Below are 13,443 nucleotides of genomic sequence, written 5' to 3' on the forward strand. Positions count from 1 at the left end.
CATCTATCCCTCAAAAAGACCGCACAATCCGCCCCAACGTCTCCATCGCCTTCTCCGCATCCTCGGTCCACGGGCTGCCGTAGTTCAACCGGATGCAGTTCCTGAATCGCTGAGTCGGCGAAAATATCGGCCCCGGCGCAATGCTGATCCCCTGCGCCAGCGCCATCTGAAACAACTTCAACGAATCCATCTGCGGTGGCAGTTCCAGCCACAGGAAGTAGCCGCCCGCCGGTTGGCTCACGCGCGTCTGCGCCGGGAAGTAACGGGCGATGGCCGCGAGCATTGCGCTTTGCTGTTCTTCCAGGGCGTAGCGCAGTTTGCGCAGGTGGCGGTCGTAGCCGCCGTGTTGCAGGTAGTCGGCGATAGCCGCTTGCGCGGGCATCGAGGCGCACAGTGAGGTCATCAGTTTCAGTCGTTCGATCTTTTGCGCGTAGCGGCCGGCGGCGACCCAGCCGATGCGGTAACCGGGGGCCAGGCTCTTGGCGAACGAGCCGCAATGCATCACCAGACCTTCGGTGTCGAAGGCTTTGGCCGGTTTCGGTGCCTGCTGGCCGTAATAGAGTTCGGCGTAGACATCGTCTTCGATCAGCGGCACCTGATGCTGTTTCAGCAGTTCTACCAGTTCCTGTTTCTTGGCCTCGGGCATGGTTGCGCCCATCGGGTTCTGGAAACTGGTCATGCACCAGCAGGCCTTGATCGGGTGCCGCTCGAGTGTCTGGGCGAGTACGCCGAGGTCGATGCCGTCACGCGGGTGCACGGGGATTTCCACGGCTTTGAGTTTCAGCCGCTCGAGCACTTGCAGGCTGGCGTAGAACGCCGGCGCTTCGATGGCCACCAGATCGCCGGGCTCGGTCACGGCTTGCAGGCACAGGTTCAGCGCTTCGAGGGCGCCGTTGGTGATCAGCAATTCTTCCATCGGCAGCATCAGGCCGCCGACCATGTAGCGCAGGGCGATCTGCCGGCGTAGTTGCGGATTGCCCGGCGACATGTCGGTGACCACCATGCGCGGGTCCATTTCTCGTGCGGCGCTGGCCAGCGAGCGGGACAGGCGTTGCAGCGGGAACAGCGTCGGGCTGGGGAACGCCGAGCCGAACGGCACGGTGTTCGGGTCCTTGATCGACTCGAGTACCGAGAACACCAGTTCGCTGACGTCGACCTTGGTGGACTCATTGACCTGGCTGCTGATCACCGGCTCCGAGAACGGGCTCGGGGCGTGGGTGTTGACGAAGTAGCCGGAGCGGGGGCGGGCGCGGATCAGGCCTCGGCGTTCCAGCAGGTAGTAGGCCTGGAACACCGTGGACGGGCTGACGCCGTAGGTCTGGCTTGCGTAGCGCACCGACGGCACCCGCTGACCAGGGCCGAGGACGCCGGAGCGGATCAGTTCAGCGATGTCGTCGGCGAATTTTTCGTAGCGTTTCATCGGGGGCCTTGGTGCTGGGTGAATGTGTAGAGTGTCAGGGAAAAGCCCCTCACCCTAGCCCTCTCCCGGAGGGAGAGGGAACCGATCGGGGGATGCTTCAGAGTTACATCGACCTGATCGTTCTGCTGTGAATCCATAATCGACTCGATATTTCAGGTCGACGTATAGCGCCAGGTACTTCGGTCTGCTCCCTCTCCCTCTGGGCGGTCCGACGTTTCGGGAGGGCTGGGGTGAGGGCCAATCGCACTGACACACCACCACCCCCGAAACCGCCGCCATCTTAAAGCCTCACCGATTCATCGGCGCAACAAACCGGCTCTTCGCCACGCTATAAATCTCAGGCTCATCGCTGTCGGCAATCTTGAAACTCAAGGTCTGCGAACTGCTGGCCGCACGTTCCGTGGTCATCGCCACCGACACCGGCACATCGACAATCTCACCCGGCGCCAGGCTCAGTTCGGTCTTGCCTTGCAACTGGAAGCCGTCGCCGTCCACCAGGCTCAGGTTGTAGTCCTGACGCTGCTGGGTCTTGTTGATGACCTTGAGGGTGTAGATGTTTTCGATCTGGCCCTGACCGTTCTCGCGGAACAGGCCACGGTCCTTGGTCACGTCCAGCGACACCATCGGCCGTTCGACCAACGCGAGGGCGAGGGCACCGATCATCACCACCAGCACCGCGACGTAGCCAATCAATCTCGGACGCAGCAGATGCGTCTTGCCGCCCTGCAACTCACGTTCGGAGGTATAGCGAATCAGGCCACGGGCGTAATTCATCTTGTCCATGATCGAATCGCAGGCATCGATGCACGCCGCGCAGCCGATGCATTCCATTTGCAGGCCGTCGCGGATGTCGATGCCGGTCGGGCAGACCTGCACGCACAGCTGGCAGTCGATGCAATCGCCGAGGCCGGCTTCGGCCGGTTTCACCTCGCGTTTGCGCGGGCCACGGTTTTCGCCACGGGCCACGTCGTAGGAAATTGCCAGCGTGTCCTTGTCAAACATCACGCTCTGGAACCGCGCATATGGGCACATGTGCATGCACACCGCTTCACGCAGCCAGCCGGCATTGATGTAGGTGGCGGCGGTGAAGAACAGCACCCAGAACAGGCTGACACCGCCGATCTGCAAGGTCAGCAGTTCTTCGGCCAGTGGGCGGATCGGGGTGAAATAGCCAACGAAAGTCAGACCGGTCAGCACGCTGATCGCCAGCCAAAGTGTGTGCTTGGCCGCACGCCGTGCCAGTTTGTTCAGGCTCCAGGGCGCCGCTTGCAGCTTGATCCGCTGGTTGCGTTCGCCTTCGGTGATCTTCTCGCACCACATGAAGATCCACGTCCACGAACTCTGCGGGCAGGTGTAGCCACACCAGACCCGGCCGGCGAACACGGTAATGGCGAACAGGCCGAACGCGGCGATGATCAGCAGTGCCGACAGCAGAATGAAATCCTGCGGCCAGAAGGTCGCGCCAAAGATGTGGAACTTGCTTTCGGAAAGATCCCACAGCACTGCCTGACGCCCGCCCCAGTTCAGCCACACCGTGCCGAAGAACAACAGGAACAGAAACCCCGCGCCACTCATGCGCAAGGTGCGGAACAGGCCGGTGAAGCTGCGGGTGAAGATCTGGTTGTCGCTGGTGGCGTGTTTCGCCTTCATTGGGCGCGCCGGTACTTTTTTTATCTGGGGAGATGCTTCTACGGTTCGGACGGGGATTCGTTCGCTCATGGTCGTTCGCTCATCAGCCTCCATCAGGCCGGTGAACTATGAGCGCCGATCTGTTTGCATAACAGACTCAGGTATTTCAATAAAAAGCGTATCAGATGACTTTTGCAGCCACGCCTGCGACAACTTGAAGCAGCCCGCAGGCCAAGGCGCAGACGCCTATCCCAGACGTCTGCGCCGGTTGTTGACCGAGGTCAGTCAAATCACCGAATCACTGTCGTCGGCCTTCAGGTGTTTGCGTCCATCCCTGGCGCCTGCGACGGTCAATGCATCAGCTTCGGCTTCGGTAACGTAGATGCGCCGTCCTTCCACTTCGACGAACGACATGGACTTTTCGCTATCTGTCCTGACTTCCAGCGTGTCGCAGATCCGAATCTCTTCACCATTTTCCACGGTGAAAAAACACACTTTCGATTCCGGATTACTTTCATCGATACGAAGAGGCATGGGGTTGTCCTTTTTCACAGGGGATCTGAACCGTTAGGGCTTGCGCTGCGCCGATCGTTCTACGCAACCGATTAATGGTCGGCGCTGTCCACCCTTTATCGCCCCTTCACAAGGACTGCACGATGAACGCCTGGTGGCATGAAGTGTGGGAAACCCTGCAAGCGGAATTCGCCGACATCGGCGATGCATCGCAGCTGACGCGGATCACCGTGCGCCTGCTGATGGCCGCGATATTGGGCGGGATTCTCGGGTTCGAGCGCGAACACAAGGGCAAGGCCGCCGGGGTGCGAACGCACATGCTGGTGGCCCTCGGCGCGGCCTTGTTTGTGCTGGTGCCGCAGTTGTCCGGTTCCCAGGCCGACGCGATGAGCCGGGTGGTGCAAGGGGTGATTGCCGGGATCGGTTTTCTCGGCGCCGGTACCATCCTCAAGAACCACGAAGGTGATGAAGGTCATGTGAAGGGCCTGACCACCGCCGCCGGTTTATGGATGACGGCTGCCATCGGCGTCGCGGCCGGTCTGGGCCGCGAAGCGACGGCGGTGCTCAGTACGTTGCTGGCGTTGGGGATTTTCAGCGTGATGCCGAGGATCGTGAAAATCTTTGAAAAAGATAATGACGATCCTCGTTGATCAGACAATCACCGGCGGCATGGTAGTCGGCGGTTCTTCTTTGGGCGGTGGCGTGGTGCCCGGCGGTTCCTGTTCGGGGATCGGTTGCGGTTCGGTCTCGGGCAGGACCGGTTTGTCGATGTTCGGATCAGGTGTTTCGGCCGGAATCGGAATAGTCATCGGGTGAACCTCCGTGTGGCACTTGGCGTGGGAAGTGCTTAAGTGGATTGACCACTTCACTGCGAAATCGATCCGATTTTGTGGCGGGGCAAATCCCTGTGAACTTTTCCCGGCGACGGCCGCTCGGAACCTGAGAGAGTTCATCACCGGGCGCAGGCCCGGCCGTGACCGCCAAACAGGCAAACGAGCGTCCTTGGGGCGTTAAGGAGAGATGCTCAATGACTGCTGAAAAACCCTCCGAACTGAGCTACAACCCGCACATGCCGCTGTCGCAGGCTCTGTTGCTGCCGCGCATCGTCATTGAAAACACCGCACCGACCCTCGACGGCGGACAGTTCGCCGTCAAGGCGATTGCCGGTCGCGAGATCGTGGTCACCAGCAAGGTGTTCGCCGACGGTCACGACAAACTCGCAGTGCGCATCCGCTGGCGCGAAGAGGGCGACGAGACTTGGCAGACCGAAGTCATGAGCGATCAAGGCAACAATGGCTGGCGCGGTGTGTTTCAGCCGCAGCGCATGGGCCGTTATCTGTTCCTGATCGAAGCGTGGATCGACCAGTTCGCCAGTTTTCAGTACGAACTGGAGAAGAAACACACCGCCGCCGTCCCGGTCAGCCTCGAGCTGCAAGAGGGGCGCACCATGGTGCAGCAAGCCGCCGAGCGCAGCGAAGGTCAGCTCAGCGAGCAACTGGCCGGCCTGCACCACGAATTGTCCGGCCTGCTCGAAACCGAGCAGGTCGCGTTGTTTCTGCACTCGCGCAGTGCGCAACTGATGGCCGAGGCCGATCATCGCGCCTACCTGAGCCTCAGCCCGGAATTTCCGGTAGACGTCGAGCGCCAGCTGGCGGAATTCGCCAGTTGGTATGAACTGTTTCCGCGCTCGATCACCGACGATCCCGCCCGCCACGGCACCTTCAATGATGTGCACTCGCGCCTGCCGATGATTCAGGACATGGGTTTCGACGTGTTGTACTTCACGCCGATTCACCCGATTGGCCGCAGTCATCGCAAGGGCCGCAACAATTCCCTGACCGCCGGCCCGGACGATCCCGGTAGCCCGTATGCGATCGGCAGCGAGGAGGGCGGCCACGAAGCGATTCACTCGCAGCTCGGCACCCGCGAAGATTTCCGTCGGCTGGTGGCTGCCGCCGCTGACCATGGTCTGGAAATCGCCCTCGATTTCGCGATCCAGTGTTCCCAGGATCACCCGTGGCTCAAGCAGCATCCGGGCTGGTTCAACTGGCGGCCGGACGGCACGATCAAATACGCGGAAAACCCACCGAAGAAATACCAGGACATCGTCAACGTCGACTTCTATGCGCCGGAAGCGATTCCGAGCCTGTGGGTCGAGTTGCGCGACATCGTGGTCGGCTGGGTGCAGGAGGGCGTGAAGATCTTTCGCGTCGACAACCCGCACACCAAACCGCTGCCGTTCTGGCAATGGCTGATCGCCGATGTGCGCACGCTGTACCCGGAAGTGATCTTCCTCGCCGAAGCGTTCACCACCCCGGCGATGATGGCGCGGCTGGGCAAGGTCGGTTACACCCAGAGCTACACCTATTTCACCTGGCGCAACACCAAGGCCGAACTGGCGACCTACTTCAGCGAACTCAATGAATCGCCGTGGCGCGAGTGCTACCGGCCGAATTTCTTCGTCAACACCCCGGACATCAACCCGGCGTTCCTGCATGAATCGGGACGCCCCGGGTTTCTCATCCGCGCGGCGCTGGCGACCATGGGGTCGGGCCTGTGGGGCATGTATTCGGGGTTTGAACTGTGTGAATCGGCGCCGGTGCCGGGCAAGGAGGAATACCTCGATTCCGAGAAGTACGAGATCCGCGTCCGCGACTTCAATCAGCCCGGCAACATCATTGCCGAGATCGCCCAGCTCAACCGCATCCGCCGCCAGAACCCGGCGCTGCACAGTCATCTGGGCCTGAAGATCTACAACGCCTGGAACGACAACATTCTGTATTTCGGCAAGCGCAGCGCGGACGGCAGCAACTTCATTCTGGTGGCCGTCAGCCTCGATCCGCATAACGTTCAGGAAGCGAATTTCGAGCTGCCGCTGTGGGAAATGGGCCTGCCGGACGATGCCACCACCCACGGCGAAGACCTGATGAACGGCCATCGCTGGGACTGGCACGGCAAGTACCAGTTCATGCGGATCGACCCGGCTTACCAGCCTTTTGGAATCTGGCGGATCACCGCCTGAACACAGATCCCCCAGGTTGCTCATCGTTTGCGAGCCAAGTGATCGGCTCACCGTGTTTATAGAATTGAACAGGAGTTTCACATGGCGAAGAAACCCAAGTCAGCCACTTTCATCAAGGATCCGCTCTGGTACAAGGACGCGGTTATTTATCAGGTTCACGTCAAATCCTTTTTCGACTCCAACAATGACGGGATCGGCGACTTTCCCGGCCTGATCGCCAAACTCGATTACATCGCCGAACTCGGCGTCAACACCATCTGGCTGTTGCCGTTCTACCCGTCGCCACGCCGTGACGACGGTTACGACATCGCCGAATATCGAGGCGTGCACAGCGATTACGGGACGATGGCCGATGCCAAGCGGTTCATTGCCGAAGCGCACAAGCGTGGCCTGCGGGTCATCACCGAGCTGGTCATCAATCACACCTCCGATCAGCACCCGTGGTTCCAGCGCGCGCGCAAGGCCAAGCCCGGCTCGGCGGCCCGCGACTTTTATGTGTGGTCGGATGACGACCAGAAATACGACGGCACCCGGATCATTTTCCTCGATACCGAAAAGTCCAACTGGACCTGGGACCCGGTGGCCGGCCAGTACTTCTGGCACCGTTTCTACTCGCATCAGCCGGACCTCAATTTCGACAACCCGCAGGTCATGAAAGCCGTGCTGTCGGTGATGCGCTACTGGCTGGACATGGGCATCGACGGCCTGCGTCTGGATGCGATTCCGTACCTGATCGAACGTGACGGCACCAACAACGAAAACCTCCCGGAAACCCACGACGTCCTCAAGCAGATCCGCGCCGAGATCGACGCCAATTACCCGGACCGAATGCTGCTGGCCGAGGCCAATCAATGGCCGGAAGACACCCAGCTGTACTTCGGTGATACCGATGCCGAGGGCGTGAATGGCGATGAATGCCACATGGCGTTCCACTTCCCGCTGATGCCGCGCATGTACATGGCGCTGGCCCAGGAAGATCGCTTCCCGATCACCGACATCCTGCGCCAGACCCCGGAGATCCCGGCCAATTGCCAATGGGCGATCTTCCTGCGCAACCACGATGAACTGACGCTGGAGATGGTCACCGACAAGGAACGCGACTACCTCTGGAACTACTACGCCGCCGACCGTCGCGCGCGGATCAACCTCGGCATCCGTCGGCGTCTGGCACCGTTGATGGAGCGTGACCGCCGCCGCATCGAGCTGCTCAACAGCCTGTTGCTGTCGATGCCCGGCACGCCGACCCTGTATTACGGCGATGAAATCGGCATGGGCGACAACATCTATCTCGGCGACCGTGACGGCGTGCGCACCCCGATGCAATGGTCGATCGACCGCAACGGCGGATTTTCCCGCGCCGATCCGGCAAGTCTGGTGCTGCCGCCGATCATGGACCCGCAATACGGTTATCAGTCGGTGAACGTCGAAACCCAGTCCGGCGATCCGCATTCGTTATTGAACTGGACCCGGCGTCTGCTGACCGTGCGCAAGCAATCCAAGGCGTTCGGTCGCGGCACGCTGAAAATGCTCTCGCCGGCCAATCGACGCGTTCTGGCCTACACCCGCGAATACACCGGGCCGGACGGCAAGCATGAAATCATCCTCTGTGTGGCCAACGTGTCGCGCAGCGCGCAAGCGGTGGAACTGGACTTGTCCGCCTACGTCGGCATGGTGCCGGTGGAAATGCTCGGCGGTAACGCGTTCCCACCCATCGGCCAGTTGAGTTTCCTGCTGACCCTGCCGCCTTACGGCTTCTACTGGTTCGGCCTGGCGGCGGAAAACCAGATGCCGAGCTGGCACGTCGAGCCTGCGCAGAGCCTGCCGGACTTCACCACGCTGGTGCTGAAAAAGCGCATGGAAGAACTGCTCGAAGCACCGTCCCGCGCCACCCTTGAACAGGCGATCCTGCCGAACTGGCTGCAGAACCGCCGCTGGTTCGCCGGCAAGGACGCTGCCATCGACCAGGTGAAACTGGCCTACGGCGTGCGCTTCGGCGACGCACAGCATCCGGTGTTGCTCAGCGAAATCGAAGTGCAGAGCGGCGGGCAGACCAGTCGCTATCAACTGCCGTTCGGCTTCATTTCGGAAGATCAGGTCGGGCCGGCGTTGCCGCAGCAACTGGCTTTGGCGCGAGTGCGCCGGGTGCGTCAGGTCGGGCTGATTACCGACGCCTTCAGTCTTGAAGCCTTTATTCGTGCAGTGCTGCAAGGCATGCAGAGCGGCACGGTGCTGGAATCCAGTGAGGGCGAAATCCGTTTCGAGGCAACACCGCAACTGGAGAAATTGGGGCTCGGTGCGGAATCCGAAGTGCGCTATCTGTCGGCCGAGCAATCCAACAGTTCGGTGGTGATCGGCAACAGTCTGGTACTCAAGCTGATCCGCAAAGTCGCGTCCGGCGTACACCCGGAACTGGAGATGAGCGCTTACCTGACCGCTGCCGGTTTCGCCAATATCTCTCCGCTGCTCGGTTCGGTGATTCGTCGCGACGGGAAGGGCGAAGACAACCTGCTGATGATTGCGCAGGGCTATCTGAGTAATCAGGGTGACGCCTGGGAGTGGACGCAGAACAACCTCGAACGGGCGCTGCGCGACGAACTGGCCGACGCCGTGTCCGAACAGGCGCAGCACTACAACGCCTTGGGTGAGCTGAAAGATTTTGCCGGCATGCTCGGCCAGCGTCTGGGGGAAATGCATCAGGTGCTGGCAGCGCCGAGCGACAACCAGGACTTTGCGCCGCAAGTCAGTTCGGCCAAGGATGCGCAGGCGACCGGCAAGGATGTCGGCGCGCAAGTCGAGCATGCGCTGAAGCTGCTCAAGCAGCATCAGGGCGAACTCGACGGGGCGGATCAGAAGCTTGTTGCTCGCTTGCTCGACCACAAGAAAACCATCCTGGCCCACGTGCAGGAACTGGCGAAGCAATCCGCCGGCGGCTTGCGCATTCGTGTGCACGGCGATCTGCATTTGGGGCAAGTGCTGGTGATCAAGGGCGACGCCTATCTGATCGACTTCGAGGGCGAACCGGCGCGGCCACTGGCCGAACGCCGAGGCAAACACAGTCCGTACAAGGACGTCAGCGGGGTGCTGCGTTCCTTCGACTATGCCGCGGCCATGGCCTTGAATGTGCACAACGTCGACAACAGCCCCGAGGCCGAAGCCGCGCGTCGGCGGGTCACGGAGCGTTACCTGCGTGAAGCCCGGGAAGCATTTCTCCAGGCATATCGCCAAGCGGCAGCTAGTCTTGATCATGCCTGGCAAGATCCTGAAGGTGCCAACGCCGCACTGGCGTTGTTCGGTCTGGAGAAAGCGGCCTACGAAGTGGCCTATGAAGCCGAAAATCGCCCCACCTGGCTGCCCGTGCCGCTGCACGGTCTGTATGGGTTATTGACGGGGCTCAAACCCTTTTCCGATCTTGGTGGAGAGTAGTCATGAGTTTCTCGAACAAGGAACAGGGTCACGTTAACGAACGATTGCTGCCCAGGGCCAAGGACATCGATGCCCTGGTGCGCGCGGAACACCACGACCCGTTTTCCATTCTCGGCCCCCACGGCGATGGCGCCGGCGGGCAGTTCATCCGGGCGTATCTGCCCGGCGCGTTAAGCGTTTCAATACTGGACAAAAACAGTGGCGAAGAGCGCGGCCCGCTGGAGGCTACCGAAACACCGGGGCTGTTCGTCGGCCATTTCGAGGACGCGCGGCCGTACCTGTTGCGTACCCGTTGGGCCGGTGGTGAGCAGGTCGCGGAAGATCCCTACAGCTTTGGCCAGTTGCTCGGTGAAATGGATTTGTATCTGTTCGCCGAAGGCAACCATCGCGACCTCAGCAGTTGCCTCGGCGCGCAGCTGAAAACCGTCGATGGCGTCGACGGCGTGCGCTTTGCCGTGTGGGCACCGAATGCCCGGCGGGTGTCGGTGGTCGGCGACTTCAACGTCTGGGACGGGCGCCGGCATCCGATGCGCCTGCGGCATCCATCCGGGGTGTGGGAATTGTTCATTCCGCGCCTGCAAGCGGGCGAGTTGTACAAGTACGAAATCCTCGGTGCCCACGGCATCCTGCCGCTCAAGGCCGACCCGATGGCGCTGGCCACCAGCCTGCCGCCGGACACTGCGTCGAAAGTCGCTTCGCCGTTGCAGATCGATTGGCAGGATCAGGACTGGATGACTGGCCGCCGCGAGCGCCAGCAGCACAATGCGCCGCTGTCGATCTATGAATTGCACGCCGGTTCCTGGCAATGCGAACTCGACGATCTCGGCGAAGTGGCGCGTCAGTACACCTGGCCGGAGCTCGCCGAGCGGCTGATTCCCTATGTGAAGGAACTGGGCTTCACCCACATCGAACTGATGCCGATCATGGAGCACCCGTTCGGTGGTTCCTGGGGTTACCAGTTGCTGTCGCAGTTCGCCCCGAGTGCGCGTTATGGCACGCCGGACGAGTTCGCGGCGTTCGTCAACGCCTGCCATCAGGCCGATATCGGGGTGATTCTCGACTGGGTGCCGGCGCATTTTCCGACCGATACCCACGGTCTGGCGCAGTTCGACGGCACCGCGCTATACGAATATGGCAATCCGCTGGAAGGCTTCCATCAGGATTGGGACACGCTGATCTACAACCTCGGCCGCACCGAAGTGCACGGTTACATGCTCGCCTCGGCGTTGCACTGGTTGAAACATTTCCACGTCGACGGGCTGCGGGTCGATGCGGTGGCGTCGATGCTCTATCGCGACTATTCGCGCAAGGCTGGGGAGTGGGTGCCCAATCGTCATGGCGGTCGCGAAAACCTGGAAGCCATCGACTTCCTTCGTCATCTGAACGATGTGGTGGCACTGGAAGCGCCGGGCGCGCTGGTGATCGCCGAGGAATCCACGGCGTGGCCGGGCGTCAGCCAGAGCACCCAGCAGGGTGGGCTCGGTTTCGCCTACAAATGGAACATGGGCTGGATGCACGATTCGCTGCATTACATCCAGCAGGATCCGGTGTACCGCGCCCATCACCACAACGAGTTGAGTTTCGGTCTGGTCTACGCCTGGTCCGAGCGTTTCATCCTGCCGATTTCCCACGACGAAGTGGTGCACGGCAAGCATTCGCTGATCGACAAGATGCCCGGCGACCGCTGGCAGAAATTCGCCAACCTGCGGGCTTATCTGAGTTTCATGTGGACCCATCCGGGCAAGAAGCTGCTGTTCATGGGCTGCGAGTTCGGCCAGTGGCGCGAGTGGAATCACGACCAGCAGTTGGACTGGTATTTGCTGCAGTATTCGGAACACAAAGGCGTGCAGAAACTGGTCGGCGATCTCAACCGGCTCTACCGCGAAGAGCCGGCGCTGCACGAGCAGGACGATGCGCCGCAAGGCTTCCAATGGTTGATCGGTGACGATGCGATCAACAGCGTTTACGCGTGGTTGCGCTGGAGCAAGGACGGCACGCCAGTGCTGGTGGTGGCCAACTTCACCCCGGTGCCGCGTCAGTCGTACCGCGTGGGCGTGCCGTTTGCCGGGCGCTGGAAGGAATTGCTCAACAGTGACGCCGACACGTATGCCGGTTCCAATTATGGCAACGGCGGCGGGGCGTTCACTGAAGAGGTTGCGAGCCATGGGCAGGCGTTGTCGCTGGAACTGAACCTGCCGCCGCTGGCGGTGTTGATCCTCAAACCCGAGGGCCCGAGCGCGTAACTCGACCCCACGCGCAATACTGATCGTTCCCACGCAGAGCGTGGGAACGATCATCTGAGGCTCATCTTCACCACCGCATCCGGATCCCCAGGCTGCCAATCAACCCGTTCAGATCGTTGTCGTCCACGTCGCTGCTGTAATCGGCGCTGACGTACAGGCTCACCGTCGGCGTCATTTTCGCCACCAGCCCCAGGCCGACTTCCACGGTCGAGGACTTGCGGCTGCTGCTGATCTTATCCACCTGATCCAGCGTCACCGTGTTGCCGGTGTACACCGTGTGCCACAAGTTCGTGCGCACGTAGGGTTCGACGGGCAGACCGTTCAGATCGTAGCTGCCTTTCAAACGCGCACCGACCCGGCCGCTCCATGACGAAATGTCACTGGAAGACGCGTTGCCCGAGCCTGCATAGGGCGTGTCCAGGGTTATGCGCTGGTTGATCAGTTGCGCCTGCGGTTCAACTACCCAGTTTTCACTGAGGCCGATCGGGAATCCGCCTTCCACCGACAGCGTCATCGCGCTGCCTTCGGTGGCCAGGCGTGCGCCTTGCTCGTTTCGGCTGAACCCGCTGACCCGGCCGCCACTGGCCGACAGATCGACGTGCCAGCCCTGCGGGCCGATCAGACTGTAGTAGGCACCGAGGCTCTGGCCTTGCAGGTTGAGGGTGTCGGTGGTCGGGTCGGCGAGGGCGCGGCTGGTGATCAGGCCGTTGCCATTGGCCTGGATCTGATTGATCCCGCCGATCAGACCGACCTGCTGGGTGTGGCCGCTGCTGCTTTTCAGGGTCAGCACGGCGGGGCCTTTGAAGTCACCGGTGCCGGGCGTGGCGAAGCCCGGGCTGAGGACATCGGTTTGCGCCTGGCGGGACGCCTGTCCGTAGAGTTGATCCCAGGCCGAGGGGGCGAGGTCTTCAGTGATCAGGTTGGTACCGCGCAGATCCGGTTGCGGGCTCAGGCGTTGCGGGCCCGGGGTCACGACCGTGGCGGGGAGGGTCATGACGGGAATGTCCTGGCGATACCAGGGCGTGGCCTCGTCCGCCGCAGGACCCGCCTGCGCCTCCATGGACGAGCACAGCAAGATAGAACTTGAAACAGTGCAAAGCGTGACTTTGATCTCTTGTGAGGTGAGTGAGGTTTTCATGGAGTTCTACCTTGCTAGCGCATGTGGTATCTCGCCTTGGCGTCTCTCCTACCCC

The 13,443-nt window shown here is 61.3% G+C and carries 9 protein-coding genes; 4 read left to right on the plus strand and 5 right to left on the minus strand.

Annotated elements, in window-relative coordinates:
- Positions 1 to 10: 10 nt before the first annotated feature.
- From mapR to QR290_RS14575, 3 genes are all read right to left on the minus strand, one after another.
- Entirely contained in the window at positions 11 to 1,420 is a 1,410-nt protein-coding gene (gene mapR / locus QR290_RS14565; RefSeq protein WP_289202884.1) for a GntR family transcriptional regulator MpaR, read from the minus strand.
- Between the two features lie 288 nt (positions 1,421 to 1,708).
- Positions 1,709 to 3,139, minus strand: a complete 1,431-nt coding sequence (ccoG, locus tag QR290_RS14570) for a cytochrome c oxidase accessory protein CcoG (protein WP_289202885.1) — start codon at positions 3,137 to 3,139, stop codon at positions 1,709 to 1,711.
- A gap of 195 nt (positions 3,140 to 3,334) precedes the next feature.
- Positions 3,335 to 3,583: a DUF3203 family protein gene (locus tag QR290_RS14575; RefSeq protein WP_115077808.1), complete on the minus strand. Its 249-nt coding sequence runs from the start codon at positions 3,581 to 3,583 to the stop codon at positions 3,335 to 3,337.
- 122 nt (positions 3,584 to 3,705) lie between these two features.
- Between QR290_RS14575 and QR290_RS14580 the strand changes: the two genes are divergently transcribed.
- A complete protein-coding gene (locus QR290_RS14580; RefSeq protein ID WP_262192505.1) occupies positions 3,706 to 4,212 on the plus strand; it encodes an MgtC/SapB family protein in 507 nt (168 codons plus the stop codon).
- On the opposite strand, the gene QR290_RS14585 is transcribed toward QR290_RS14580, so the two are convergent.
- Positions 4,213 to 4,371, minus strand: coding sequence for a hypothetical protein (locus QR290_RS14585; protein ID WP_007952133.1), 159 nt, complete (start codon positions 4,369 to 4,371; stop codon positions 4,213 to 4,215).
- 218 nt (positions 4,372 to 4,589) lie between these two features.
- Between QR290_RS14585 and QR290_RS14590 the strand changes: the two genes are divergently transcribed.
- The 3 genes from QR290_RS14590 to glgB all read left to right on the plus strand — a co-directional run bounded on the left by QR290_RS14590 (position 4,590) and on the right by glgB (position 12,250).
- The gene (locus QR290_RS14590; protein ID WP_115077810.1) at positions 4,590 to 6,584 is read left to right on the plus strand and encodes an alpha-1,4-glucan--maltose-1-phosphate maltosyltransferase; all 1,995 of its coding nucleotides are present in this window, start codon (positions 4,590 to 4,592) and stop codon (positions 6,582 to 6,584) included.
- Positions 6,585 to 6,665: 81 nt separating this feature from the next.
- Complete coding sequence (gene treS, locus QR290_RS14595; protein ID WP_289202886.1) at positions 6,666 to 10,007, plus strand: maltose alpha-D-glucosyltransferase; 3,342 nt, start codon at positions 6,666 to 6,668, stop codon at positions 10,005 to 10,007.
- Positions 10,008 to 10,009: 2 nt separating this feature from the next.
- The gene (gene glgB, locus QR290_RS14600) at positions 10,010 to 12,250 is read left to right on the plus strand and encodes a 1,4-alpha-glucan branching protein GlgB (protein WP_289202887.1); all 2,241 of its coding nucleotides are present in this window, start codon (positions 10,010 to 10,012) and stop codon (positions 12,248 to 12,250) included.
- 67 nt (positions 12,251 to 12,317) lie between these two features.
- Here glgB and QR290_RS14605 read toward each other — a convergent pair whose 3' ends face one another.
- The gene (locus QR290_RS14605) at positions 12,318 to 13,388 is read right to left on the minus strand and encodes an autotransporter outer membrane beta-barrel domain-containing protein (protein WP_115077813.1); all 1,071 of its coding nucleotides are present in this window, start codon (positions 13,386 to 13,388) and stop codon (positions 12,318 to 12,320) included.
- Between the last annotated feature and the right edge of the window lie 55 nt (positions 13,389 to 13,443).

This window comes from Pseudomonas fluorescens (assembly GCF_030344995.1).
Taxonomy (GTDB): Bacteria; Pseudomonadota; Gammaproteobacteria; order Pseudomonadales; family Pseudomonadaceae; genus Aquipseudomonas; species Aquipseudomonas fluorescens_BF.